This window comes from Sphingopyxis granuli NBRC 100800, from assembly GCF_001591045.1.
In the GTDB taxonomy this organism is placed as follows: Bacteria; Pseudomonadota; Alphaproteobacteria; order Sphingomonadales; family Sphingomonadaceae; genus Sphingopyxis; species Sphingopyxis granuli.
Window position 1 is genome coordinate 1 of sequence record NZ_BCUA01000001.1, and the last position, 25842, is coordinate 25842.

27 protein-coding genes are annotated in these 25842 nt (G+C 61.8%); 15 read left to right on the top strand and 12 right to left on the bottom strand.

Annotated elements, in window-relative coordinates:
* On the bottom strand, positions 1-2472 hold a 2472-nt coding region (locus tag SGR02S_RS00005; RefSeq protein WP_067104867.1), incomplete at its 3' end, for a strawberry notch family protein.
* A gap of 237 nt (positions 2473-2709) precedes the next feature.
* Between SGR02S_RS00005 and SGR02S_RS00010 the strand changes: the two genes are divergently transcribed.
* On the top strand, positions 2710-3528 hold the full coding sequence (locus SGR02S_RS00010; protein ID WP_067104869.1) for a universal stress protein: 819 nt from the start codon (positions 2710-2712) through the stop codon (positions 3526-3528).
* A 22-nt stretch (positions 3529-3550) separates the two neighbouring features.
* On the opposite strand, the gene SGR02S_RS00015 is transcribed toward SGR02S_RS00010, so the two are convergent.
* Entirely contained in the window at positions 3551-4129 is a 579-nt protein-coding gene (locus tag SGR02S_RS00015) for an NAD(P)H-dependent oxidoreductase (RefSeq protein WP_067105125.1), read from the bottom strand.
* Positions 4130-4436: 307 nt separating this feature from the next.
* Between SGR02S_RS00015 and SGR02S_RS00020 the strand changes: the two genes are divergently transcribed.
* The 3 genes from SGR02S_RS00020 (at position 4437) to SGR02S_RS00030 (ending at position 6365) form a co-directional block, all read left to right on the top strand.
* A complete protein-coding gene (locus tag SGR02S_RS00020; RefSeq protein WP_067104871.1) occupies positions 4437-5114 on the top strand; it encodes a type IV toxin-antitoxin system AbiEi family antitoxin domain-containing protein in 678 nt (225 codons plus the stop codon).
* Positions 5107-5961, top strand: coding sequence for a nucleotidyl transferase AbiEii/AbiGii toxin family protein (locus SGR02S_RS00025; protein ID WP_067104873.1), 855 nt, complete (start codon positions 5107-5109; stop codon positions 5959-5961). Before SGR02S_RS00020 ends, SGR02S_RS00025 begins: the two co-directional genes overlap by 8 nt.
* 134 nt (positions 5962-6095) lie before the next feature.
* Positions 6096-6365: a CopG family ribbon-helix-helix protein gene (locus tag SGR02S_RS00030; protein ID WP_067104874.1), complete on the top strand. Its 270-nt coding sequence runs from the start codon at positions 6096-6098 to the stop codon at positions 6363-6365.
* Between the two features lie 302 nt (positions 6366-6667).
* On the opposite strand, the gene SGR02S_RS00035 is transcribed toward SGR02S_RS00030, so the two are convergent.
* Both SGR02S_RS00035 and SGR02S_RS00040 read right to left on the bottom strand, forming a co-directional pair.
* The gene (locus tag SGR02S_RS00035) at positions 6668-7279 is read right to left on the bottom strand and encodes a DarT ssDNA thymidine ADP-ribosyltransferase family protein (protein ID WP_067104876.1); all 612 of its coding nucleotides are present in this window, start codon (positions 7277-7279) and stop codon (positions 6668-6670) included.
* On the bottom strand, positions 7276-8124 hold the full coding sequence (locus SGR02S_RS00040; RefSeq protein ID WP_067104878.1) for a DUF7146 domain-containing protein: 849 nt from the start codon (positions 8122-8124) through the stop codon (positions 7276-7278). Before SGR02S_RS00040 ends, SGR02S_RS00035 begins: the two co-directional genes overlap by 4 nt.
* A 538-nt stretch (positions 8125-8662) precedes the next feature.
* Here SGR02S_RS00040 and SGR02S_RS00045 point away from each other — a divergent pair.
* The 3 genes from SGR02S_RS00045 (at position 8663) to SGR02S_RS00055 (ending at position 12143) form a co-directional block, all read left to right on the top strand.
* Entirely contained in the window at positions 8663-9859 is a 1197-nt protein-coding gene (locus SGR02S_RS00045; protein ID WP_067104880.1) for an AAA family ATPase, read from the top strand.
* The gene (locus SGR02S_RS00050) at positions 9856-10929 is read left to right on the top strand and encodes a ParB/RepB/Spo0J family partition protein (protein WP_067104883.1); all 1074 of its coding nucleotides are present in this window, start codon (positions 9856-9858) and stop codon (positions 10927-10929) included. Before SGR02S_RS00045 ends, SGR02S_RS00050 begins: the two co-directional genes overlap by 4 nt.
* Positions 10930-11012: 83 nt before the next feature.
* The gene (locus SGR02S_RS00055) at positions 11013-12143 is read left to right on the top strand and encodes a replication initiator protein A (RefSeq protein WP_067104884.1); all 1131 of its coding nucleotides are present in this window, start codon (positions 11013-11015) and stop codon (positions 12141-12143) included.
* A 1756-nt stretch (positions 12144-13899) separates the two neighbouring features.
* Here SGR02S_RS00055 and SGR02S_RS00060 read toward each other — a convergent pair.
* A complete protein-coding gene (locus tag SGR02S_RS00060) occupies positions 13900-14883 on the bottom strand; it encodes a hypothetical protein (protein WP_067104885.1) in 984 nt (327 codons plus the stop codon).
* Positions 14884-15051: 168 nt separating this feature from the next.
* Here SGR02S_RS00060 and SGR02S_RS00065 point away from each other — a divergent pair, with 168 nt between their 5' ends.
* On the top strand, positions 15052-15513 hold the full coding sequence (locus SGR02S_RS00065) for a GNAT family N-acetyltransferase (RefSeq protein ID WP_067104886.1): 462 nt from the start codon (positions 15052-15054) through the stop codon (positions 15511-15513).
* Between the two features lie 80 nt (positions 15514-15593).
* On the top strand, positions 15594-16622 hold the full coding sequence (locus SGR02S_RS00070) for a site-specific integrase (RefSeq protein WP_439951046.1): 1029 nt from the start codon (positions 15594-15596) through the stop codon (positions 16620-16622).
* A 303-nt stretch (positions 16623-16925) separates the two neighbouring features.
* Here the strand turns inward: SGR02S_RS00070 and SGR02S_RS00075 are convergent, their stop codons facing one another.
* On the bottom strand, positions 16926-17372 hold the full coding sequence (locus SGR02S_RS00075) for a hypothetical protein (RefSeq protein WP_156482893.1): 447 nt from the start codon (positions 17370-17372) through the stop codon (positions 16926-16928).
* On the opposite strand from SGR02S_RS00075, the gene SGR02S_RS00080 reads away from it, so the two are divergent.
* The 6 genes from SGR02S_RS00080 (at position 17365) to SGR02S_RS00100 (ending at position 22016) form a co-directional block, all read left to right on the top strand.
* Positions 17365-17595: a ribbon-helix-helix domain-containing protein gene (locus SGR02S_RS00080; RefSeq protein ID WP_369691220.1), complete on the top strand. Its 231-nt coding sequence runs from the start codon at positions 17365-17367 to the stop codon at positions 17593-17595. The two genes, SGR02S_RS00075 and SGR02S_RS00080, sit on opposite strands and share 8 nt — an antisense overlap.
* On the top strand, positions 17592-17918 hold the full coding sequence (locus SGR02S_RS00085; protein WP_067104892.1) for a type II toxin-antitoxin system RelE/ParE family toxin: 327 nt from the start codon (positions 17592-17594) through the stop codon (positions 17916-17918). The genes SGR02S_RS00080 and SGR02S_RS00085 overlap by 4 nt, the downstream gene beginning before the upstream one ends.
* Before the next feature lie 152 nt (positions 17919-18070).
* On the top strand, positions 18071-18517 hold the full coding sequence (locus SGR02S_RS00090) for a TIR domain-containing protein (RefSeq protein WP_067104894.1): 447 nt from the start codon (positions 18071-18073) through the stop codon (positions 18515-18517).
* Positions 18518-18522: 5 nt separating this feature from the next.
* A complete protein-coding gene (locus SGR02S_RS00095) occupies positions 18523-19971 on the top strand; it encodes an SIR2 family protein (RefSeq protein ID WP_067104895.1) in 1449 nt (482 codons plus the stop codon).
* A gap of 53 nt (positions 19972-20024) precedes the next feature.
* Complete coding sequence (locus tag SGR02S_RS20455; RefSeq protein ID WP_255211338.1) at positions 20025-20477, top strand: toll/interleukin-1 receptor domain-containing protein; 453 nt, start codon at positions 20025-20027, stop codon at positions 20475-20477.
* A gap of 411 nt (positions 20478-20888) precedes the next feature.
* A complete protein-coding gene (locus SGR02S_RS00100; protein WP_067104897.1) occupies positions 20889-22016 on the top strand; it encodes a Fic family protein in 1128 nt (375 codons plus the stop codon).
* Between the two features lie 98 nt (positions 22017-22114).
* On the opposite strand, the gene SGR02S_RS00105 is transcribed toward SGR02S_RS00100, so the two are convergent.
* The 6 genes from SGR02S_RS00105 to SGR02S_RS00130 all read right to left on the bottom strand — a co-directional run bounded on the left by SGR02S_RS00105 (position 22115) and on the right by SGR02S_RS00130 (position 25828).
* A complete protein-coding gene (locus tag SGR02S_RS00105) occupies positions 22115-22591 on the bottom strand; it encodes a redoxin domain-containing protein (protein WP_067104898.1) in 477 nt (158 codons plus the stop codon).
* A 58-nt stretch (positions 22592-22649) separates the two neighbouring features.
* A complete protein-coding gene (locus tag SGR02S_RS00110) occupies positions 22650-22895 on the bottom strand; it encodes a thioredoxin domain-containing protein (RefSeq protein WP_067104899.1) in 246 nt (81 codons plus the stop codon).
* A 71-nt stretch (positions 22896-22966) separates the two neighbouring features.
* The gene (locus SGR02S_RS00115; RefSeq protein WP_067104901.1) at positions 22967-23599 is read right to left on the bottom strand and encodes a MarR family winged helix-turn-helix transcriptional regulator; all 633 of its coding nucleotides are present in this window, start codon (positions 23597-23599) and stop codon (positions 22967-22969) included.
* A 412-nt stretch (positions 23600-24011) separates the two neighbouring features.
* A complete protein-coding gene (locus SGR02S_RS20460) occupies positions 24012-24185 on the bottom strand; it encodes a carboxymuconolactone decarboxylase family protein (RefSeq protein WP_255211339.1) in 174 nt (57 codons plus the stop codon).
* A 189-nt stretch (positions 24186-24374) separates the two neighbouring features.
* Positions 24375-25628 carry a TolC family outer membrane protein gene (locus SGR02S_RS00125; RefSeq protein ID WP_067104903.1) on the bottom strand — a complete coding sequence of 418 codons (1254 nt, stop codon included), beginning with the start codon at positions 25626-25628 and terminating at the stop codon, positions 24375-24377.
* Positions 25625-25828 (bottom strand): YgaP family membrane protein, encoded by a 204-nt coding sequence (locus SGR02S_RS00130; RefSeq protein WP_067104905.1) that lies wholly within the window; start codon positions 25826-25828, stop codon positions 25625-25627. Before SGR02S_RS00130 ends, SGR02S_RS00125 begins: the two co-directional genes overlap by 4 nt.
* Between the last annotated feature and the right edge of the window lie 14 nt (positions 25829-25842).

Genomic DNA, 25842 nt, shown 5'->3' on the forward strand with positions numbered 1-25842 from the left:
CGTGTTATCCGGAGATCCAGATAAGATGTATTCCCGCGGCGACAGATCGATCTCGAGATCCGCGCGTTCTTCGGGCCTGAGATCGCCCAGACGCCGGTTGAGGATGGATTCCGCGGTCGTCACGAGTTGGAGAACGACGGACTGGCCATCGGCGATATGCGCGCGAACGGCCGCGATGACCGTCGGAAGCTTCATCGAGAGCAAGAGCTGGCCGAAGAAGCGCTGTTTCGTGGACTCGAAGCGCGAGCGCGCCGATGCCTTGGCGCCGCTGTTGAGCGTTGTGTTCTCCAGCCCGTCGACCACCGCCGTAAGCTCGAGGGCGCGCTCCATGTTGCGATGGATGATCGCCCAGGCATCGGCGTAGCTGTCGTAGATCGCGATCTGGTCGGGCGTCAGTTCGTGCCGGAGGATCTCATATTCGACCCCGGCGAAGCTCAGCGCGCGCGCAGTGTAGAGCCCCAGCGCCTTCAGGTCGCGCGCCACGAGCTCCATCGCCGCGATCCCACCCTTGCGAATGCCGGTGATAAACTGCTCGCGATTGGTGAAGGCGGTTTCCGGACCCCACAAGCCAAGTCTCACCGCATAGGCGAGATTGTTGACGTCCGAGGCACCCGTCGCCGAGGCGTAGAGCACGCGGGCGCCTGGAAGATGGTTCTGGAGGAGAACGCCGCAAATGCCTTGTTGCGAGCCCTCCTTCGGGCCGAGCGCGCCTTCGCCGCCCGCGACGCCGCCCATCTCGTGCGCTTCGTCGAAGCCGATCACGCCTTCGAAATCATCGCCGGCCCAGGCGATGACCTGCTGCAGCCGGCTGTGATCGCCGCGCGCCGAGCGGAGCGTCGGATAGGTGACGAACAACACGCCCTCCTCGAGCATGACGGGCTGATCGATCTTCCAGTTGGACAGGGGCTGGATGTCGGCGGCAAGGCCCCCGAGCGCGGTCCAGTCGCGCCGGGCATCCTCGAGCAGCGTCTCGTTCTTCGAGACCCAAATGTTGCGACGCCGGCCTTGCAGCCAGTTGTCGAGAATACACGCCGACACCTGCCGCCCCTTCCCCGCGCCGGTGCCGTCGCCCAGGAAGTAGCCCTTGCGATAGGCTCGGCCTTCCTGGTTCTCCTCGAGACCGACGCCTTCCTTGCTGGGCATAAACCGGCCGGGCAGGAACTGGGACCAGGCATGGCCCGCATAGACGACCGTTTCGAGCTGCGAAGCGGAAAGAAGCCGTTCGGAGACGGTGCGCTCCGGAAGGTTGGGCACATAATCGGGGATCGGCGCAGCGATCGATCCCATTGCGACCGATTCCACGAGCGCGGTCGGATGCTCGCCGGCCGCTTCGAACACGATGCGGCTGGGCCTGTAAGGCAGATAGACGCCGACCTGGTCGAGCAAGGGCGCTGGCGCCTCGAGCGCGGTGTAGCCGACCGGCAGGACATTATTGCGGACCGGTGCATGATAGGGCCTCGGCGCGGCCCGCATGCTCTTGACCGCGCGAAACAGCGACAGCCCGGAGGAGCGCTTCGGCGGCGGCGGCAACGCGGCCGTGCAAGCGCTGCGTTCGGGAACGGTCAGCGCTCCCAGCAATTCGCGGATCGACCCACGCTGGATGGTCGCCGGGCTCGATCCGCCCACGACCTTGTCGATGACAAACAGTCGGACCGCGATCGACGTGCCATGCTTGAGATAGCATTTCTCGAGCCGGACGGAGGTTCGGACGCTGACGTCGCGCAGCGTCGTCTCGAAAAGATCGCGCATGCGTGCATTGGGTCCAAACCAATCCGGCATGACCGCTACCAGCCTGCCGCCCGGTTGCAGGCGCCGCAGGGCCGCCTGGAGATGGCGGACGGCAGCGTAGCTGTCGGCGCCGAGACCCACGGAGCGGGAGAAAGGCGGGTTCATCAGGACGACGCTGGGGCGCGACGCGTCGGCGAGCGTGGAATTGATCATCGCACCGTCGTGGCCGGTGACCACGGCATCGGGAAAGGCGTGGGTCAGGCGCGTGCGGCGCGGCGCGGCATGTTCGTTGAGCTGGAGACCTGCATAATCCCGGCAATGGGCGACGAGAAGGCCGTTGCCGGCACTCGGCTCCAGAATGACATCGTCAGGCTGGATAGCCGCCAGGACGAACGCAACGGCGGCGAGATCGACGGGTGTCGAGAATTGCTGCCATTCGATCTGCTCTTCGCTGCGCACGGTCTGGGTGGGCAGACGGTCGAGCAGGTCGCAGGCCGCGCCGACATCGGCGAGCGAACGCAGCGGATAGGGACCGAACTGGAGATGGTGGGCGAGCGCGTGCTCGAGAATCTCAAAACTGTCGCGCTGCGTCCATAAGCCATCGGCATCGGAGCCGCCAAATCCGGCGACCATCGCGGCGTTGAGATCGGCGCGGGTAATGCGATCAGCGGACCGGAGCCGTTCGACAAGGAGGGTGGTCGCGCGGCGTTCAGCCGTCGTCGCGGCATCAGAAAGGTTGGTCATGTAGGGGTCTCCAGGGCGGCTACCCTTCCGGTAGCCTCAACCCTTCACACCCCCTTCTCTTTGTAGCGGCTGCACGGCCGCGCGTGTTCCCGCGCTTGAAATCCTTCACCGAAGGGGGTGCCCCAGTGCCTGATCGCACAGACCGTCGCCGGGCAGGTAGAATACCGGATGGTATCGGTGGGTCCCTCGCGCGAAGCTGCGCGGGTACGATCTCCCATACAGGTTCAGGGAAAGACCATGGCTGCGACTTTCGACACTTTGTTGGCGAGCGATTTCTCCGCACGATGCGACCGTCCGCTCGACCGGGCAATGCAGATCGCGCGCGATCATGACGGCACACTGACCATAGCGCATGTCCTGGAGCGGGAAGGCGCGCAGTCTGGGCCCGACACGGTCGCGCGGCTGCGTGCGGAACTGCCGCCCACGGCACAGAACGCCGATCTGATTGTGCGGGCCGGGTCTGCCCCCAAGGTTCTGGCGCAAATCGCGGCGGAACGCGGCAGCGATCTGATCGTGACCGGCGTCGCGCGCTACAACAGCATCGGCGATTATCTGCTGGGCACGGCCGTCGACCATATTGTCCGCAATGCACAAGCCCCGGTTCTGGTCGTGCGGCGTCGCGCAGCGGGTCCTTACGAGCGGGTTGTCGTTGCAACCGATCTTTCAGACTGTTCGCGCGCGGCTCTTCTTTCTGCCGCAAGACTCTTTCCAGGATCTGACCTCACCGTCGTCCATGCTTTCCATGTCCCCTACGAAGCCTGGCTGAAATCGGATGACGTGAAGGACTATGTGCGCACCGAAGCTCAGGAGGGCCTGGAGGCGTTCCTTGCCCAGGAGGAGCTTGCGCCATTGGCTTCCCGCATCGAAGCCATTGTCGATGAAGGTGAGACAGGCAGCGTCGTCATGCGCCAGCTTGAGCGCACGAAGTCGCCGCTTCTGGTGTTGGGTACGCATGGCCGCAGCGGCTTTGCCCATGCGACAATTGGCAGCCAGGCGGAGGCCTTGCTGTCGGCGGTGGGTACCGATGTGCTGATGGTACGCGAACCCAGGCCTTGATCGATCCAGTCGCCCAACAGCGCTATCGAGCAGCGCCTCCGAGCCGGGCGACGGTCCGTAGCCATTTTTCCCTGGACGATGCGTCTCCTTCCACGCTCCCGATAATCGAGTAGCGCACCGGCTGAATGCCGACAAAGCGCAGGAGATTGCGATCAAGGCTCTTGAGACTGTGGGCACGAAAAAAGAGGCGATAGATAGGCGCGGGCATTCCCATCGTCACGATGATCCGGGCGGATCGGCCGGTGAGAAGCTGCGCCGACATTCCTGTCGAGCCCTCATCAATCGCAAACCCGGGGCGCAGAATCTGTTCGAGAAAACCCTTCAGGAGGGCAGGAACGTCTCCAAGCCAGAGCGGATAAAGGATGACGAGATGATCCGCCCAGCGAATATCTGTCTGGGCCTTGTGGATAGCATCGACAGGCGCATTGTCACGCCATTCCGCTGCTGTTCGCAGGATAGGAAAATCCAGCTTCGCAATCTCGATCCGGCGCACTTGGTGGCCGGCTGCCTCGCCGCCTGACGCATAGGCATCCGCAAGCGCGTGAACATACCGGGTCCGGTCAGGGTCGGGATGCCCGTCAATGATCGTGATGCGGGTCATGGCGCCTCCCAGGTCGCAACCTGCCATCCACCTTCTTTCCTGCAATTGGGATTATCCCGGAGTGTCGGTGACGACAGACACCGGTGCTTGAGGAGCTCCTCGGCCGGTCTGTTGCATCGGGATCCACGGCGGACGGCATATGCCACGCATTTCGGAGAGCTGGTTAAATGGATGGCGGTCCTCCAATAGGGGGATATCCTGCGCGACGTTTGCGCGAAATGAGGAACCATTTCCCGCTGCCGAGGCGCCAGCAGCTTTCCCCAGAAATTTCTGGAAACTTTCATATTTTGGAAGTATCAGGAATTTTATGTCCTTCCTGGCACGAGCCGCTTCCACAGCCGGACTGGCTGACCGCATCCTGAGCGATCGCCGGCTTGGCGATCTGCTCGGCGGAGGTGACGCACGTCGCTATGGACTCGTGAACCGGGCGTTGAAAGACGGGTCGCTAATCCGCATCAAGCGGGGTGCCTATTTATTGGGACAGCAGTTCCGCAGTGAACCCGTGCACCCCTTCGCCGTCGCGCAGGGACTGGTGCCGGGGAGCTACGTCTCTTTTGAAAGCGCGCTTGCCCATCATGGCTGGATCCCCGAGGCCGTCTTCGTCACAGCGAGTGTTTCGCCGGGACGCAAGAGCCTCTCCTTCGCAACTGCGGACTTCGGCACCTTCGGTTTTCATCCTCTCGCCATCAAGGATTATCGCTTCCTGACAGGGGTCGACCGGATCAAGATGGGCAAGCTCACCGCCTTTGTTGCAAGCCCACTGCGCGCGCTCATGGACCTCGTCGCCCTGAGGAAGGAACGATGGACCGGGATCAACTGGCTGACGAGCAGTCTGCGGATCGAGGAGGACTTGCTCCTTTCGCTGAAGCACAGGGATTTCGCGAAGCTGCGGCCGGTTTACAAACACAAGGCCGTGAATGCCTTCCTCGACGCGCTGGAAAGCGCGGTCATGGAGATGGAAGCGGAAAGGTCAGACCATGATTGACATCATCAAGGAGAAGTTGCGGCGATATGAAGCATCGAACGCGCTCGATGAGGAGAATGCGGTCAAGGAAATATTGCAAGAGATTGCGCTCTATGCACTCTGGCGCGGTGACTTCTTCGATGTCGGCCTGTTCCAGGGCGGCACGTCCTTGCGTATCCTTCATGGCCTGCCGCGCTTCTCTGAAGATCTCGATTTTCTCTTGAGGGCGCCCCACCCCGATTTCGACTGGTCGCCCTATCTCAAGATCCTCGTGGAGGTCTTTGGACAGTTCGGCCTGCAACTGGAAGCCCAGCCCAAGGCCAGGATGGACAAGACCGTACGCCAGGCCTTGATCAAGGACGACTCGATCGCGAGCCAGCTCGACCTCTCCTTCGCCGGCTCCGGGCGCCCCCGCACGATAAAGATCAAGCTCGAAATCGACGTCAATCCGCCCGCCGGTTCCGGCGAAGCCTTCACCTATCTCGATTTTCCGGCCGATCATGAGGTACGGCACCAGGATCTTTCGTCGAACTTTGCACTCAAGATTCACGCCCTTTTGTGCCGCGAATTTCTCAAGGGAAGGGACTGGTTTGATTTCTCCTGGTATGTCGCCAAAGGAACGGTGCCCAATCTTGCCCTGCTCCAGAATGCGCTCGTTCAAGCTGGTCCGTGGGAAAGCGACGAAACCCTGATGGTCGACATGCCTTGGCTCCGTGACGCTCTGGCGACCACAGTCGGCAGGGTCGATTGGAAGGCCGCTTCCCGCGATGTGCAGCGCTTCCTGCGTCCAACCGAGATGAAGTCACTCGAGCTATGGGGGGAACGTTTCTTCCTCGCAAAAGTCGGGAAAATGGCGGAAGAATCCTGATTGCCAAAGATGCGGCCGAACGCAACGCGTGACTACTGCGACCATATTGCAGGAGTTCCCGCTTGCGGCTCCCCAACTTGCTTTTTCAGATCATTTTGATTGTATTTTAACCGGGATGATAGTGAGTGATAAACATGGCGGCCGAGACGAAGGTATTGACCGCGCACGTTCCCTTGGTGCTGGCGGAAAAGGTTGAAACAATGGCCGCGCGGCTCGAACGCTCGCGCGGCTGGGTGATGAAACAGGCACCCGCCGCCTGGGTCGATCAGGAGGAGGAGCGCCACCGGATGACGCTCGAAGCCCTGGCGGATGTCGATACGGGACGGGTGATCGACCATCAGGCGATCCAGGCATGGGCCGACAGCCTTGGGACGGAAAGGCCGCTGCCCTCGCCGGTCAAATGAAGATCCAATGGACCAGCAAGGCATCGTCGGCAATTACGAGATGCGCTACGAGATCGCGGCCGGAACCATCTTCATGCTGCGCATCTCGCATTGCCGCGAGAACCGCAACTTCGAATCGGAGGAGTAGCGGGGCTGGCCCAGGTGAGCGGGGTCGGAGATGCGGCGCGCGGCGGCAAAGTCGCCTTCACATCGCTTCTCGCGAAGAGCGGACGGGGCGTTCCCTATTTCGGGCATTCCCAAGTCACTGGTTCACGGCCCGACAGCGAGGATGCGATCGATCACCCCCGCGGCTGCATCTATCCTCAAATCGGACCGAAGTCCTGAAACACAATCTGTCGCGGTCGGCCGGGCAGCTCGTCCAGAATAGCTCTTACGGGTTCCACCAGTCCCGGTTGGCCAATGACGGCACCATGAATGCAGTCGGAGCCGATCCGTTCAAGGACTTGCACCTCGGCTTCAGGATCGGTGGGAACGTGAGGCGCGAGGTCTCGCCTCGCCGCTTCGCCGCCAGCGAACATCCGCGCGAACGCCCACGGGCCTCCACGATAGCCCCTATGGTTCTTGATCTCGCTCCTTGCCGCGTTGCGCCAGCAGAACCGGCATTCATGCGTCCATAGGATGGTGGCGGACAGGACAAGCACGATCCAGTCGGCATGACCACTTTTGCGCCGCTTCGCCGTGAACATCGCTTCGTTCACGCGTGAAATCGAAACAGAGACGGCGTCTTCGTTCCCGTCAAGCCGGCCGTAATCGCTGGCGTAGGCCAAATGGTCTGCCGCCGCCAGATCGCGGCGCGGCCATAGGCCATGCGCCACGATGCCGGCGAGATTCGCAGTCTGGGTGAAATGCAGCAGGAACCGCACGTCGCGGTTCTCAGCGATCGAGCGGATATGCGCACTGCTGCTCGACTTCATCGCAATGGCTCCACAGCCGCCTCCAATACGTTCGCCCAGTCCTTGACGCCCGGAGGCGCCATGCGGGTAATCTCCAGGTCCGGCCTTGCATAGCGCAAGGTCGCTCGACCGGCCGCGCGTTCGCCCTCCGCATCATTGTCGGCGGCAAGGATCAGCGATGTCAGGTGCTGCGGGAGCAAGATCTGATCGAGGCGCCTCGCACCAAGGCTTGCCCAGCAGGGTAGACCCTGTAGGAGGGTGAAAGCGCGCGCGGTCTCGAAGCCCTCGGCCAGCGCCAGGCAAGGCGATCCATGCCCGCCCCCTTGCCAGGCCCCCTGCCCTGGCCGCCCCAGCATGAGCTTCATGCGGCACTTGCCGGTTTCCGGGTCGAGAAAGATGCGCTGGATGGCGGTCAGCCGCCGCCCTTCACGCACGGCCACGAGCAATGCGGGATGGAACGTAGTCCACGGTTTGGGGCGATAAGGGCAGCGCGGATGGAATCGGAGATCGTCGGCGGGCGGTTCGAGGCGCCGCAATGTCAGGTAACGCTCGGCGAGTGTGCCGTGGATCGGAAGCCCCTCCTCCCAGAGCCGGGCGGCATTGCCCGATGCGCGCGCGGGCGTGTCACGGTAGGAATAGCGTTGTCGGACTGACACCCGGCGCAATTCCCGCAGGACGTCCTCGCGGTCACAGCCTGCAAAGCATGTGACGAGAATGCCGCGATCACCCTGTCGGATCGAAAGACTGGGCGTCCGATCGGCATGCGCGGGGCACAGGCACATGGCGGTGCGGCCATGCCAGGTACCGCCGAGAGTACCTACGAGATCGATGAGTTCCTGGGATGGCCGTCGGGCTGTAAGCGGCATGGGTATCCTCCTGCTTACACCCCCTGCCCCACTCCCTCTTTCGCTCGACCGATTGCCTGCAATGTTCGAGCGGGGTCTATAAGCAGACACCATTCTCCGCCGCGTAGCGGATGCTGTATCGCCCAAGCAGATCAGGCATGCCGGTCGCGACGGTTGCTCCCGCCGCGATCTTATTCATACTGAAGAGAAGGTCGGAAGCGATAAACCTGCCTCTGTCCGATTCGCAAACCCATCGCCCTTTCGAAGGTTTCTGGAGATGAACTTGCGGTCCCTTATCGAAGGTTGTGACGTGAATAATCTATACTTTCCCCGAATTCTGGTGATCACCTGATTCGTTTGGATTTTGGCGCTTGCCCGTGCGCCGGAAATGGTCCGGGACTCACCCTCCAGCGGAAGCCATGTCCTTGCATGATGCCATCAGAGCGGGCCTAATTGACTAACCACCCTCATTTTGGCATAGCTGTCCGGGATTAGGGGTCTTTTTGCGGCCTTTTTCACGAACCAAGGCCAATTCGGGTTGAGAAGGGGGACATTGCCCATGCTGTCGGGTCAGATTCTCGATGCGATGATTACCTCGTGCGAGAATGCAAAGACCGTTCTGCGGCAAGCCGCGATCGATCCCTCCGACAGGAAAACCCTCAATATTTCCATGGGCGCCTCGGTCGCCGCGGAGTTTCTTGGCCGGACGCCCGAAGCCTTGTCCAAGGCCGAGGCCCGCAAACGGCTTCCTGCGCCGAAAACGTCCGCCAATGGGCGCAGATTTTACACGGTCGAGGATTTGATCGCGATTCGCGAAGCGCTCGGCATCAAGATGGGCAAATTGCCGTCCGAACGGGCCGTCGTCGTGGCCGTGCAGAATTTCAAGGGCGGCGTCAGCAAGTCGACCACGGGCAAGCACCTTGCTGATTATCTTGCCTTGCGCGGCTACCGCGTTCTCGTCGTGGACTGCGATCCTCAAGCTTCGATGAGCGTGATGTTCGACGTCAATCTCGAAGCCCTGGTCGATGAAACCCACACGCTATCGAATTTCCTGTCGCCGCGCATCGACGAAGCGGATTCACTGCGCAAGACCATCCAGAAGACGGCCTGGCCCAATATCGACATTTGCCCGGCAAACCTCGGCCTCCAGGATACCGAATGGGAACTGACCGCAACGATCGAGGAAGGACCGACGGCGATCGCCGGCGCGTTCCGCATGCTGCGGATTGGACTGGAGGAAGTGCGACACGACTATGACGTCGTCATTCTCGACCCGCCCCCGGCCATGGGGTTCCTCGGTGTAAACACGCTGACCGCAGCCGATGGTTTGCTGATTCCCGTCCCTGCCCGGCAGCTCGACTATCTGTCGACGATCCATTTCATGCAGACCTGCCGGGAGGCGATGGATCTCGTCTCCAAGTTCGACACGTCGATCGACTATGGCTTCATCCGGGTCGTCTGCACGATGTTCCAGCCCAGTCGCACGAACGAGGCGCAGATGCTCCAGGTCATGGAGAAGACCTACGCCGGGCAAATGCTCTCGACGCCGATTCTGCTCTCGGAAGAGATCAAGAATGCCGGGCTTTCGATGTCTTCGATCTACGAGATCAACAAGCCCTACGGCTCGCATCAAACTTATGTTCGCTGCCGCGACAATCTCAACATGGTGTTCCGCGAGATAGAGAAAGACATCTGCAAGCAGTGGCCGTCGCGGATGGCGCAGCTTGGCACCGATCGGTTGACGGAGGCGGCATGAGCAGCGCGGGGGGCAGACGGCGGAGTCTCTTGGCAAACGCCATCGAAAGCATCGGTACGACACCTCTTCCGACGCCGGCAGCCGACGTCCCCGTCACCGAGGAACGCGCGGTCCGCGAGAAGCCCGCCGAAGACACGGCGACGCCGTCATTCCTCGAACGGCGCGGGATCGTGTTCGACGAGATCACACGCACCGTCAAGCGGCCGACCATTCGCCTCAAACCATCGGAATGCTCGATCTGGCCGGGCAACGCGCGCGATTACGCGGCGCTCAGCTATGATCGCTGTGCCTCCCTCATTGAATCGATCAGGGAGGAAGGAACCAATCGCGAGCCGGTGGTCGTTCGGCGAACGCCAAATGCCGAGCAGTCCTACGAACTGATCGTCGGCACTCGTCGCCATTTTTCGATTTCCTGGCTCCATGCGAACAATCACAGCGAAATCGATCTCGTCGCCCGGATCGAAACGCTCGATGACGAAGGCGCCTTCCGGCTCGCGGACCTCGAAAACCGGGAACGCGAGGACGTCACCGATCTCGAACGGGCGCGCAATTATCGCCATGCGGTCGAAGCCTATTACAATGGCGTCAGGACGCAGATGGCCGAGCGCCTGGCGATTCCCAAGCAGAACCTCCACAACCTGCTGCAGCTCGCGGAATTGCCCGACGAGGTGGTAAGCGCCTTTGCGGATCCCGGTGATCTGAAAGTCCGTCACGGCATGCGGCTGTCGCCGCTCCTCAAGGACGATCGCTATCGCGACGCCATTCTCGCCGAGGCCGCCCTTATCATCGCCGAGCAGGAAAAGCTGCGGGCTACCGGCGCGGACAAGATTGAGGGCAGCAAGGTCTGTGAACGCCTGGCCGCGGCCGTGACACCTGCCAGGCAGGCGCCTTCTCCGAAGGCGAAGCCGTCTCTGACGGCGGCTTCAGGCAAGGAAATCGGGCAGGTTCTCGCCGACACGAAGGCGAAGGGCATCACGATCAATATCAATCCCAAAGGCGGCGGCGCATCGGTCGATGAAATTCTGGACGCGCTGCGTCCGGTTATCGAAAGCGCGAGATTCGCGAGATAATGAGAATGGTCGACACTTTATCGTTTAATTTCATATATTTATAACGGAGTAAAACGCGTTTTACCCGCGTTGCAGGACATGAGATGCCACAAGACTACCGCGAAGACGGTCAAGTAGACCTCTTTCTGCCGCAACTGACGGCACTACCGCTTCGCGACCAGCGCGAGACGATGGAGCGGCCGTTCTTTTCCCTGTCCAAGCGCAAGCGTCTGAAGCCGATCGACTATATCAGTCCCGACCGAAAAATCACGGTCCACGTCTCGGCGAACTCCGAATACGGCCTTGCCACGATCTACGATCTCGACATCCTGATCTATTGCGCCTCGGTTCTCATCGAGCATAAGCGCCGCGGTGCGAACGACATTCCGCAAACCTTGAACGTCGTGCCCTACGACATGCTCAGGACGCTCAAACGCGAGGTCGGCGGGCGAGCCTATGATTTGCTGGGCAATGCCCTCGACCGTCTGCAATCGACGACGGTCAAGACCAACATCCGCTCGGGTGACGCGGTCGAGACCACCTTCTCCTGGATCGACAGCTACAGCCAGCTCAAGGATCGCACCGGCAACGTGCGCGGCATGCGCATCACCCTCGCGAAGTGGTTTTACGACGGCGTCCTGATGGAAGGCGGCGTTCTCGCCATCGACCCCGCCTACTTCTCGCTCACTGGCGGACGAGAGCGCTGGCTGTACCGGGTTGCTCGCAAACACGCCGGCGGCGCAGGGACGGACGGCTTCGCCATCTCCATGCCGACCCTGTTCGAAAAATCGGGCGCGGAAGGTGACTATCGTCGTTTCAAGTTCGAGATGACGAAGATCGCCAGAGAAAATGCGCTGCCGGGTTATGCGCTGGAGATAGAACTGCGCGGGGACGCCGAGCCGTTTCTGCGCATGATCAGGCGCGACCCCACCAGCGAACCGGGAGCCCCCTCCCCTGCCCCGGTTCAAGCCGCACCCGCGCACGGCCGACCCGCGCCTTCCCCGCAAGCCAAAGCGCCCGACGCGCCGGCGATCGCCTTTCCGGAATATGGCCATATCGCCCATAGTGCCTTCGGCGCCATCGCGCGTGCAAACCTGCCCGCACCACAGCGCGACCACGGCATGGTCGCCGATGACTTTCGTTCATTCCTGAGGCAGCGCGAGATCGCATACGACGCCAGTAACATCACGCAGATCTTCGCGACGTTCTGCTCGAAGCAACGCGCCGCGCTGTAGCGCGATACAGCGCCGCACCAGGCAGCGCGGTATTTCAGAAACAACGTCCAGCCCCTGACCCCAGCGGCATTGCCGCGTTCCTGAAGTACCGACTGCCAATGGCCGGCAATGGCGAGCCCCTCCCCACGAGCTTCGCCGCCCCATTGTGAAGTTCATTCAACACATAAGGCGGACTCATTCGTGCCAGCGGTCTGACACCGAGAGGGTGTCCCATCCCCATCACCAGCGACGCTACGCTGTCCGAGACCGCGGTTGCCTGGCCGACATCACCGGCCTTGCTCGTGGCATTGCGCCCTTCCTGAACGCCTGAAATGCGATCAACCCGCCACGTCAACGGGTGCGGCGCCACGCCAGCACCGGGTACATTGGGAACGGGAGCACAACCTGGCGGGAAGCGCAGCTCGTTTCCAATCCGCAGAAAGCATGTGGAATGAACCCAGGCGGCAGGATCGCGAAGTTACTGCGACCGTCGCAACGGGAGGGGAGGGGAGGGAACGCTCCAATGGCCGAGAGCGGCTTTCCGTGACAGACCCACAGGGCGTTCCTGAAATACCGTGCGAAGCAGAAGCGAACAGCTTTGATCCGCCATTGCAGGTGACACAAAATTCCGCAGGCCGGTAATTGGGCATTCTCGAAGTGCCTCGCCAACTTCGCAGCCGCGCCCCAGGCGAGCCTCCAAAAGGGGAACCATCGACGCCTTCCCGAAGTCGCGGTGGACTGCTCTCGTGGCCCCACAACGGCGAAACGTTGTTTCGGCAGCAAACCGGCGAACTCAGTCAGATCCCGCGTTCCTGAAATACCGTGAGAGAGTCGTGACAGCGAATCGGCTTCATGGATGCCAATCGCGCGAGCGCCTCGATCGCGACTGCCAAATGCACTGCTTGATGCTCTTCCCTGAATCCGTGGAAGACCAAATAGTCCCGGAAATCAGCCTGCTAACAGCGAGTAAAACGCGTTTTACCGCCTATTGGCGGCCCTGTGGGGTGTTCGATCAGGCACGGTATTTCGGGAACGGCTCACGGTACTTCAGGAACCGAATCACGGTCCAATGGGAACGCCCCACAGGGTATTTCAGGAACGCAGAGACGGTATTTCGGGAACGGCTCACTTTTCCCGACTCGCCTCGAATCCGTGAGTCGCGCTGCAAGCGCCCACAGCTTAACTTTGTATCCTATCTATTAAAGGAATTAACGGCGCCTGCGGCGCTTCCTCTCTTTAGAAGATTCTTGGAAGGGGAAGGGCACTGACCGAGTGAGTGTCGCGCGGGCCTGCCTAGCATTGCACTTCCCGCGCACCAAGGTAATCCACGGCCACAAATCCTGACCTTTCACATTACGCTGCGCCGAACAGGTCAAACTTCCAACGACTCGCAACTGTCATCACCAGCGGGGTTGGCCGACCAGGCCACATGGCCTTGCACTTCAATGCCGAGAGCGAAAAAGCTTCCTCCACCGCTTCCCTCCAAAGAAGCAGGATGAGTCGCCAGTTACAAGCTTCGCAAGCGGCCAACGGCACGAAGGGCTCGCTGAAAAAGAGAACAAATCACGAAATACCGCAAAAACGCCGGCTAAGGCGCCCTGGAGGGCATCCCGGGCCCCCGGATAGCCCGAACTACGTCGGGGGCCTTAAATCGCTCTGTGCGGGCTTCTGGCGGGGCCGGATTTAGGACGCCAGCGCACAATAATTCACACATATTCCTTCCGCGGGAGGGTTGGATCCACAGTGAGGCCCGGAGCTGAGACTCTGAGAGCCCACTTCAGTCCGATGCCAACGGCACCTGAACGATCCCGGAGAGCAACTTGTCGATCTCCGCCATCTCACGATCGAAAGTATCGAATGTGTCGACCAGCGCCCGACTAGCGGGAAGGGCAGGGGGCTCTTTCGCTGGGCGTCCGCGCTTCGACGCGGCGTAGCCAAATTCGACCGCCAGATCGTGGGGCAGGAACAGGCGCCAGCTCCGGCGCTGCGTGATCTCAACCAGCAGTTCGGCTGTGACTGCGCGTTCGAGCAGCTTGCTCGCGCCCGCGACACTAAGCCCAAGGTGATGGGCGACCGCTTGAGGCGAGAGCAGCGGCTGATGGACGGCGAGAGCCAGGAGCCGGGGCAGGGCGCCTGGCCGGAACTGCGCGACGATCGCCCGCTGCGCGTCGCGATGGAAGCGCTCAAGGTCATGGAGACGCTCGAGACCGTCGCGCGCCGCTGCTTCCACGGCCCGCACGGTGGCCAGCCAGTCCCCGACATCTGGCTTGCGCTTCAATCGGAACGCCTTTGCCCCGCCGGCGAGGCAGGGGAGGGGGGTAGCGGTAAGACCTATATCTCGAAGGGCAAAGGGCAGCCCGAGCCAGGGCAAGGCCGTGCCCTCGATCCGCGCATGCTGGCGCACCCGGTCGAGCGCGCGGATCAAGGCAGGGTGCTCGGCGGCAACCGGAGGCTCGCCGATAGCGGTGGGCAGGGCATCGCGCCAGGCGAGCGGGTCGCGATCGGCCAGCCCCGCGGCCCAGGCGTCGAAACGATCGAACAGATCGACGGTGGTTGAGCGCAGTGGCCGACCCGGGATCTGGAGCCCGCAGCCCCAGGAAAATACGTCGATCTCGTCGATCTCGGCGGACTGTAGTTGGAGCGCCCGCGTATAGCCGGACCAGGCCGCTCGCCTGGCCCATGCTGAAGCCACCGAACTCACGGAAATCCGGACATCGAGGCGAGCAATCGCTGCAGAACACGAAACCATGGCTGCGACCATTTTCGGGGTATAATCGGGGCCGAAACGGGCAGGGGAGGGCACGAGGTTCACACCTAATAGTGAACCGAAATAAACTCTGAGTAAACTATGCTCATACGCCTAGTGTTGATAATGGATCGTTATCGATACCCTATACATTAGAAAGCCGCCGCGCTAAGCCTCGTCGCCATGAGCCATCCCGTCCTCCGCCGCGCGGTTTTTGAAGATGTCGACGAGATCCGCGCGCTGGTCCTCGCGGCCCATGCCCGCTGGGAAGGCGTGACGCCGCGTCCGCCGCAGCCGGTGCGCGCCGACTATGGCCGCGCGTTTCGCGCGCATCGCTTCGACCTGCTGGTTGAGAACGGCACCTTGGTTGGTCTCGTGGAAACCGTGGCCGAGGGCGATGAACTGCTGATCGTCAATGTCGCGGTCCATCCCGACCGGCAGGGGGAGGGGCACGGGGTGCGGCTGCTGCGCCATGCCGACGATCTGGCGCGCGCGGGCAAGCTCAAGGGGACGCGGCTCACCACCAACCGGCTGATGGCCACGAACATCGCGCTCTACGAGCGCCTGGGCTATGTTCGCGAGAAGGAAACCGAGAGCGAACCCGGCATGGTCGCGGTGCATATGGTACGGAGCCTCGCGCCGTGACGGCGGGCCGTGCTCTCGTCGCGGTGGAGTCGGCCGATCTCGCCGGCGAGGTGCGGGCGCTGGTCGGGGCGTTGGCGGTGATGGACGAGGCGCTACTCGACGCGGCGATCAGGGGCTGGTCCCACAACACCCGGCGCGCGTTTCGCTCGGACCTCATTCTCTGGGGAACATGGTGCCGACGCCGGCGCATGGTGCCGGCGCGCGCGGGGCCGGACGATGTCGCCGCGTGGATCCGCGCGCTGTCGGGCGCCGATCCGTCGGAGGAAACCGTGCGCGCGATGGCGACGATCGAGCGCTATATCGTCAATGTCGGCTGGGCTTACCGGATGGCCGGGCTCGATGATCCGACCGCGCCGCCGCTGGTCAGGCTTGAGAAGAAGGCGGCGCGCAAGGCACTCGGCGCACGCCAGCGCCAGGCCCGCGCGATCCGGTTCAAGGGCGACGTGTCCGATTTCGACTGCCCCGCCAGCGGCGTCTGTCTGGCGCATCTGCTGAAGGCCTGTCGCCGCGACCTGCTCGGCCTGCGCGACGCGGCGCTGCTCCGCGTCGCCTATGACAGCGCGGGCCGGCGTTCGGAGCTGGTGGCGATCCGCGCCGAGCATATCGAGCGTGACGCGGAAGGGGCAGGGACGCTGTTCATTCCGTCATCCAAGACCGATCAGGCGGGGGAGGGGGCTTATGCCTATCTTGCGCCCGCGACCATGGTCGCAATCGCCCGCTGGCGCGATGCGGGACATATCGATGGGGGAGCGCTGTTCCGGCGCGTCGAGACGCATTTTGACGGCTCGGTCGCGGGCGTCGGCCGGGACGCGCTCCATCCCAACTCCATCACGCTGATCTACCGGCGGCTGATCCGCGCCGCCCATGCGAAAAAGCTGCTGGGGCCGATGAGCGAGGCTGAACTCGAGCGTTGGGTGAAAGCGGTATCGTCGCATTCAATCCGGGTCGGGGTGGCGCAGGATAATTTTGCGGCGGACGAAAGCCTACCGGCGATCATGCAGGCCTATCGCTGGCGCGATCCCCGGACGGTGCTGCGCTACGGCAAGAAGCTCGCGGCGAAAAGCGGCGCGGGCGCGCGCATGGCGGCGCGATTTGCCGACAGTTCGTGAAAGTGCGTTCGATATTCCGATATTCTATGTTTTGGGACCCAATAGCCATCAAAAGCATATGAACTGCAAATCGCTGTGCAGATTCTGCGAAAATGCAAAGAAAACCGGGAAATTTTGACACGTTCGAGCCGCTCTCGGGCGCGCAACAGGCTGGTCCGGAACGGGCGCCTGTTGACGGGGCGGATGTGAGCCGCCACCCCTCGGCCCGTCCGCCGCCGTTGAGAGCTTCAATCCGGTGACCGCATAGCGCGCGTCATAGGCTCGTAACACGACCCGCCGGAACACGTGATCGCGCACAACGCGCTATACGATCACAGCAACTCTTTCCCGCGCTTCCTCGAAAATGAAGGAGACCCGCGTTTCGCGAACAACCGGCTCGACGACAGCGAAATCCGTGCGCGGTAGAAGCTGATTTTCATCGGCCAGACCGGCTGCGACAATCCGGCTGAAGTCGCTCGGCGACAACCCCCGAACGGCTGCCTGAGGCCGCCTGGAAATATGCCCGGCCTCGTTGAGGATGCCCCGTTCAAGCGGGCCACTCTTGTCGGCAAACGGCACCGGCGCCGCGAAATTCAGGTAGCCGCCAGGCTCGATCAGGGCGAGAAACATTCCTGGCGTCGATGGGTCAGGAGTGACGCGCTCGACCTTAGCGCCCGCGTAATAGCCGTTTGTGCGGCGAATTGAGCTTTGTGATATCTTGCCAAATTTTGCCAAACACGCTAAATCATAGCTTATGTCGACGATGAACATCTCGCTTCCGGCTGCGCTCAAGGCGTTTGTCGACCAACAGGTCAACATGCGTGGTTACGGCACGAGCAGCGAGTATGTGCGGGAGTTGATCCGCAAGGATCAGGACATTCAGCGCCTTCGCGAAATGCTCCTTGACGGCGCCAGTTCTACCCCCACCGCGCCGGTCGATGCCGGATATTTCCAAGGCCTTCGTGACCGTGTGACGCAACGCGCGGGGTCGTGACTGCAAAACCGGTCATACCGCGCGCCAAAGCGCGGGAGGATGTCGCCCTTGCGGTCGAGTATTACGCAGACGAAGCCGGTGCAGATGTGGCTTTCAGCTTCATTGATGCACTTGAACAGGCCTATAGCTTCATCGGGGAAATGCCGGCGGCAGGGTCTCCGCGGTGGTCTCATGAACTGAACTTACCCGGTTTGAGGACCATGGGGCTGAAAGGATTTCCGTGGCTTATTTTCTACCTTGAATTCGAGACCCATGTGGATGTCTGGCGCGTGCTTCATGCCAAGCGGGACATGCCAGCCTGGTTGGCTGATGTAGATGATTAACCGCCGATAAAGGGGACGCTAAGCCACCAACTCGCCCAACGGACGACACAGTTGTCTGACCAAGCGTAAATATCAACTCTGCTCTCTGGAACATTCCAACATCCGCCCCTATCTACTGGAATTATAGGGGATTCAATCATTGGGGGGCATACATGGCACGTCGCGTATTTTTCAGCTTTCACTATCAGCGTGATATCTGGCGCATCAATCAAATCCGAAACATCGGTGAGATTGTCGGAGCATCTGCCGCAGGGTTTCACGATGCCTCACTCTGGGAAGAGGCCAAGAAGAAGGGCGATGCAGCGATCAAGGCCATGATCGACGAGGGGCTCAAGAATACCTCGGTTACTGTCGTATGCATTGGGGCCGCGACCGCCGGACGCAAGTACATTAACTACGAGATCAACCAGTCGATTGCTCGCGGTAACGGATTGCTCGGCATCCAGATTCACGAGTTGAAGGACAAGAACGGGCTGACCGATACGATTGGGGCCACTCCGACCTTGTTGGTTAATGCCGGTACGCCGATCTACAAATATGTCAGTCATGACAAGTTGAAGGAGCGGATCGAGGAAGCCGCAAAGGCGGTAGGCAAGTAATACGCATGGCAAAGACTGCGAAGGCCCGATTCCTTCAGGAATTTCCGGACGCCCTAGCGAACGAGGCTGGCGCCGTGTTCATCGGCGCCGGGGTCTCGATGGGAGCGGGCTATCCGTCCTGGGTGGAGTTGTTGAAGGACATCGGTGAAGAACTGGGGGTCGGATCGAGCGACATTCACGATCTCGCCGCCTTGGCGCAGTGGAGCATTCAGGAAAATGGCGGCGCGACACGGGTCCGCAATGTCCTGAAGGAACAGATCGGCAAGAACCACGATGTACCGGAGTCGCTTCGGATCATTGCGCGCCTTCCGGTCCGGCATATCTGGACCACCAATTACGACCGTCTCGTCGAACGGGCCTTCGAAGCAATAGATAGGCCGATTGACCCTATTTCAGGACCGAAGGATTTGGCGCTTCGTGCAACCCCTGGGGCAGCGCGGTTTTACAAGATGCACGGTTCCATCGACCGGCTCGATGAGGTGGTCATCTCGACGGATGATTACGAACTCTACCGCTCGACACGCGGCGCTTACCTGCCTTTGCTGCAAGCCCATCTCACCAGCATGTCCATGCTGTTCGTCGGACTGAGTTTCACCGACCCTAACGTCCGGCATGTACTATCACTCATTCGGGAGTGTTTTACGGAGGCGCCGCCCGAACATTTTGCGATCGTCCGGCCACCGCAGAAAGGGGACTACAAGACCGAGGAAGAGTTCAAGGCGCGATCCGCCCAGCACCGGCTCTGGGCCAAGGATTTGCGACGCTACGGCCTCGTAGCAGTGGAAATCGACGATTATGACGAGGTTCCTGAGCTTCTGCGCGCAGTCGAGCGGCGGGTTGCCATGAACCGTGTCTGGGTAAGTGGCAGTTGGCCTACCGAACCAGTCGATGGCGAAGCAGTCAGAATTTTTGCAGTCGCAGAGGGTGCCGGCCGTGCAATCGGTAAATTGGGGCGCTCTCTGGTGAGTGGCGCCGGGCTAGTTGTCGGGTCGGCAACGATCTCGGGCTTTCTCGACACGCTGCGTGCTGGCGGCGGATGGGACCTGGAACGCAGGTTGATTGCGCGGCCATTTCCCCAGCCTTTGGCTGGCCACCCTGCAAACCGCGCGCAATGGACCGCCTTGCGCGAAGAACTGGCGCGGCTGTCGGGTGCGGTGATCTTTGTCGGAGGAGCCAAGACGGTTGACGGTGCTGTGGTCATTGCTGACGGTGTGTTGGAGGAGGCCCGATTGGCTGAGGCGGCCGGTGCGTTTCTATTGCCGGTCGGCGCGACCGGAGGGGCAGCCAAGCAGCTTGCCGATCAGTTGATCGGCTCAGATCTCGAATGCGATGGTCCTGGCGCCCAGCGCCCCACCGATGATGAATTGTCTGCTCTCTCGAACGCATCGTCCAGCGTTGGTGATCTTGTCGATCTTGTCGGCACCATTCTCAAGCGAGTCGGAAAGACTGGCTAGCACTGGTCCCGAGACCCGGCGATCAGCTCAGCGGTACATAGTAGGAAGCCCATGTGGTCAGATTTGTCACCAAGGATGAACTTCGTGGATTTGCAGCGAAGCTGACCATCACTGAGCAAGCAAGCTTGCGAAAAGCGGCCGGCTCGCAACTGCTTGGAAGCGCAACCTTCCTGTCGCATTCAAGCAAGGACAAAGAACTGGTCGTCGGCGCGATCCAAGTGCTCGAAGGCCATGGTGCTAAGGTCTATATTGACGAGGTCGATCCGGAGATGCCGCCCTACACCAGTGAGGAAACTGCGGGCATCCTGAAGTCACGAATTCGGCAAACCCAAAGATTTGTTCTTCTTGCAGCGCGAACAGCAAGGACAGCCGCTGGGTTCCTTGGGAACTCGGCGTGGCGGATGGTTATAAGGGTCTGGAAAAGATTGCACTTTTTCCGGCGGCGGAGAATACTTCGGAACGTGACTGGGCATCATGGGAATATCTCGGCCTGTATCACCGGATAGTCTGGGGCGAAATGAACGGCCGACCCGACCCTTTGTGGATGGTACTCGACTACAAACGCTTTACCGCGATCCCACTGCGCGACTGGTTGAGCCGATCGTAACCGGCACATCGGCTCGCAGGCAAATTAACACTCCGTCTGGGTTTCGAATATGGCCTTCTACATGCCGATCTGTTCTTCAATTTCGCGCATGCTACGCTTCCTTGCCATCCGAACCTTCCAGCTGCCCGTCAATAAACCATCAGTCTTGGAACGGCTGCTTTACCAATTGCTGGTTCGTAAGCTGTCCTTCCGGATCGTCCAACCCAGCTGCCCCTCAAGATCTGCGCAACGCTCCGATGAGCCATAGGTAACGCTTTCATAAATCACGATTGGTCGATAATGTGATCGATAGAAAGGCGCTCAATCGATCATGCTCTGGAATTGGCAACTCTCCGACTGGCCCGCTTTCAGCTTCGACCCGGGGCTGTTGCGGGAAACCGAGGAGCGATTCCTCAAGGGTGCCGGGGTCGTCGTCGGATCGATGCACCATCTCGACGGCGATGCCCGGCAAGGGATCGTGATCGAGCTCATTTCGCAGGAAATGGTCGATAGCTCGGCCATCGAGGGTGAGGTTCTGGATCGCGCCAGTGTGCAGTCGTCGATCGCACGGCAGCTTGGCTTTGTTTCCGACAAGCGCCGATCGAACCCTGCGGAGGCGGGCGCGGCAGAGCTTATGGCGGATCTCTATCGGCGATATGCCCAGCCGTTGACCGACGAGCAGCTATTCGACTGGCACAGGATGTTGATGAACGGTCGCCGTGATCTGGCGGACATTGGTGCCTATCGCACGCACACCGATCCCATGCAGATCGTTTCGGGGGCGCTGCATGCGCCTCGGGTACATTTTGAAGCGCCGCCTTCGGATCGGGTGCCGGAAGAGATGGCGCGGTTCATTGCCTGGTTCAACGAGAACTCGCCGCAGGGCGGTGCGCCGATGCCAGCGATCACGCGGGCGGCGATTGCGCATCTGTGGTTCGAGACGGTTCATCCGTTCGAGGACGGCAATGGCCGGCTTGGGCGCGCCATTGCCGAAAAGACCCTGGCGCAGAGTCTGGAGGCGCCGACGCTGACGGCGCTCGCCGCGACGATCAACCGGCACAAGAAGGCCTATTATGCCGAGCTGCAACGGGCCAGCCAGAGCAACCAAATCGATGACTGGCTGAGCTGGTTTGCCGGCATCGTGCTGGAGGCACAGGGACGGACGATCGCGAGCATCCGGTTCCTGATCGAGAAGACGCGCCTGCTCGATCGCCTGCGCGGCAGGATCAACGCGCGGCAGGAGAAGGCGCTGATCCGCATGATGGCCGAAGGACCGGACGGGTTCGTCGGGGGCCTCAGCGCACACAACTATCGCACGATCACCGATGCCGCCTCGGCGACGGCTACGCGCGATCTGGCGGAACTGGTCGAACTGGGCGCCTTGGAGCGGGCCGGCGAGCGGCGCTATGCGCGCTATCATCTGGCGATCGCCACCAACGCGCGCGGTGTCACCGGATAGCCTGCCGCGTTCAGGTCAACATCGGCTGGATATCCTGCTTCACTGAAATGGCGAGGTGGGGGTCGTCATCGTCATCGACACCAAGTGGAAATCCCTGACTACGCGGCCTCTGCGATCAGCGCCATGATCTCAGCGCCGAGGCGCAAATCCGGGACATGGCCGAAATGCTGTACGCGGCGGTGGCCCTTGCGGTCGATCAGCACGAGGGTCGGTGTGCCCTGCATCCCATAGCGCGCCATCGTGATCGGCAGACCGCCCGGCTCGCCCGGCGCGTCGACGCCGACCGGGAAGGCGATGCGATATTCGTGGAGAAAGGCCTCGAGCGATGTCGGGTTCTGGGCTTCGTGATGCTCGAAGACGCTGTGCAGGCCAAGCACGACGACATCGTCACGGCTGAAGGTTTCATGGATGCGGGTGGCTTGCGGCAGGCCGTGACTGACGCAGCCGGGACACAGCATCTGGAACGCCTCGATGACGACCACCCGGCCGCGCAGCGCATCGAGCGATGGCGGCGTATCGGTGTTGAACCACTGAACTGCCTCGATCGCGGGCGCAGGGCTGGTCGGTGCTGTCATCGCATGCTGTCCGAAGAAGGGCGGTCCCGGCGAAACGCGCCGCCGGGACTGCGGTCTATCAGGCCGAACCTTTCACGTCGGCGAGCGAGGCGCCGAAATTGATGTGAAAGGGCTGGCCGGCGATCACCAGCGCCGGGGCCGAGGCGACGCCAGCCGCCTCGGCCTCCGCGATCCGTCCTGGCGCGTCGCCGAGATGGACGACCTCGACGTCATATTGCGCGGGATCGAGCGCATGGGCGAGGCCCTGTTCGGCGCTGACGCAGACCGGGCACCCGGCATGGTAAAACGTCGCTTTCTGGGGCATGATGAGATGTTCCTTCCTTGCTTTCGAGGGTGGAGAACCGAGCGCCCCGTTCGTTGCCGCGAGCGGGGCGCTCACATATGGGCAGGCTCCTTTAAGAAGCGAGTCCAGCTTTCAAGCCGCGCGGATGCGTCGGCTTCGACGTGATCGCCGCAGTCGAGACGCAGCGAAGCGTCGCCGAAAGCCGCGTCCACGAAGGCGCAGTGATGCGGCGTGGCCGCATCGGAATGGACATGGGGTCGGAAATGCGCGCAGGAGACGCACATGCGCTGGACGGGGATTGCGCCGCGTGTCTGGAGCGCCCCGATCATCTTGGTGAGTCCTTTGAGGAAGGCGGCGCGTTCTCTATCATCGAGCACATCGACGGCGCCCAGCAGGGCATCCGGCCAGACCGCCACTTCACTGGCCAGACGCTGTCCCGCATCGGTCGGATGAAGCTGCACCGCACGGGCATCATCGGGATCTCGAAGCTTCTCGACATAACCCTTGCGGACCAGCGCGGCGACGGCGTCGCTCGCGGTCGGATGGGTCACGGCAATCTCGGTTGCGATTGCACCGACGCGCGCGGGGCCACGAGCGACGAGATGAGCGAGGATCTGCATCTGGGTCGGCGTGAGCCCGGTCGCTTCCGCCTGCCGCCAGCCTTCCGCGCGCAGCAGCATCCCGATCCGCGACAGTCCGGTCATGATATGTGCGTCGGCGGTCATCGGTCCTCGGCTCCAATATCGTAGGAGTCCTATATATAATTCGCCGGCAGGTCAAGGAAGGCTGCGTCCGTCCAGAATGAAGGAGGGATGATCGATCCCTTGAACCGACTGGCGCATAATCGCGGCGACTTGCGCAAGCTGGTCCAGCCCCTCTCAAACGAAATAGTCACCGAGTTGCGTCGACGCCAGCGGGCGCAAGATCATGGGTCGCGCCGTGATCTCTGCCGCACAGGGCTGCGGTGAATGACACGAAAGTTTGGCATCAGGCCCTGTAGGAATGTCGAATGCTCAACTCGTGCCTGATCAACGCTGCGCTTTCGACGCTCGGCACGTCGTTGCTCTGGACCATGGTTGCGCTTTATGGCTTGGTTTGGGGCGCCAAGTTCGACAGAACAAGATTTCGGTGCTTCGCTTAATCAGAGAATTGATCGAAGGCTTCGACAGCCTGTGCGGCATACATGAGGCTGGGACCGGCGCCCATGTAGAGGGCCATCCCCATCGTCTCCATCACCTCATCGCGGGTCGCGCCTTTCTTGACCGCCCCTTTGGCATGAAAGGCCACGCAGCCGTCGCAGCGGATCGCCACGGAGATGGCGAGGGCGATCAGTTCCTTGGTTTTTTACGTCAAGTGCGCCCGCCTTGGTCGCAAGCCTACGCCATCGCGTAGAATGCTGCGATCACTTTAGGCGTGCCGAGCCGCACTTCCTTGATGGCGCCGTCCAGTTCAGCGGCCATCTGGGACCAGTCCTGGTGTATATGATCCCTCATGGAAAAATCAGCGCCCGATCAGGGCGAGCAGCCGGAAGGCTGCCGCGATACGATCGCCTTGTGCCCTCACCTCGCTGACCGCGGCCGCAGTCGCCTCGCGTTCGGCATTGAGCAGATCGAGTTGGGGTTTCATGCCCACTCGGACCTCATGGCGGACGCTGTCACGGGCCTGTGCGGCGGCTAAGGCCTGTTGCCCAGCGGCAGTTTCGACGAGCATGGCAGACCGTACGCCCTGGAAGGCGCTGATCGTCTGTTCGTCGACCGCTGATCGCGCCGCGCGGACGCGCGCGTCGGCCGCCCTGACGGTGCTGTCGGATTCGGTGATCTTCGCGGAAACGCGCCCGCCTGAGAACAATTGCCAGCGCGCGCGCACGCCGGCCGTTGCGCCATCGGCGCGATAGTCGGGGAAGAACTGATCGCGGATCGTCGAGCCTTCAGCGAAGGCCCCGACCGTGGGCAGACGTTCGGCCCGCGCGCCTCGAGCAGCCGCACGCGCGGCTTCCAATACCGCTTCGGCCTGGGCGAGGGCTGGATTGTTCCTTCGCGCAATGTCGAGCGCTTCATCAAGCGAGCCGGGCAGGGGGGGATTTGCCGGAAGAGGCTGAAGGTCTCGCGGCGCAAGGCCGGTCAGATTGGTGAACCGTGCGTTGGCCGAGACGGCGACGCCGCGCGCCGCTTCAAGGGCGGCCTGCGCTTCGGCAAGACGTGCCGCGGCCTGCGCGACATCGGTGCTGGGGCTTTCTCCGGCCTTATATCGGAGCCGCGCCTGACGCTGAATCTCCTCCATCTGCTGGGTCATTTGTTCGTAGAGAGACACCATGCGATGTGTGGTCAGCACGTCGCCATAAGCTTGGACCGTCGCGACGACGATCTGGCTGCGCGTCAGGTCCTCGCCAGCGTGCGCGGCTTCGCTGCCGGCTTTCGCCTGCGCGATGCCCGCGCTGACCCTGCCGCCCATGAACAACGGCTGTTCGATGGTGAGTTGCGCCGCGCGCGGTGTGACGTTCGCTGCTGGAAGCCCGAAATAGCCCTGCGGATCGAGGCGGCCATAGCCGATCGACCCACTCAGCATCGCGCTGGGAAGGCCCTGGCCTCTGGCTTCCCTGATCCGGGCATCGGCGGCATCGGCATCGGCACGTGCCGCTTCGATCTCGGGCGCGTGCCTCATGGAGGCGGCAATCGCTTCTTCCAGCGTCGTTGCCTGCGCGGGCAAGGCAATGCTAGTGAGCAGGAAGGTGAAAACCCACTGTCTGGGTTTCATTTGAAGGCGGTCCCCGAACGGACGCCGAACGCCTTGAACAGCTTGGCGGCGGGGCAGAAACCGGTGAAGCTCGCCTGAATCATGTTGAGGCCGGCGAACGCCGTCAGCGCGATCCACCAGGGATGTACAGTCAGCGACAGTACGACACCCAGAAGCACGACACATCCGGCGAACGCCATCACGGCACGATCGAGAGTCATCTTTTGCACTCCTT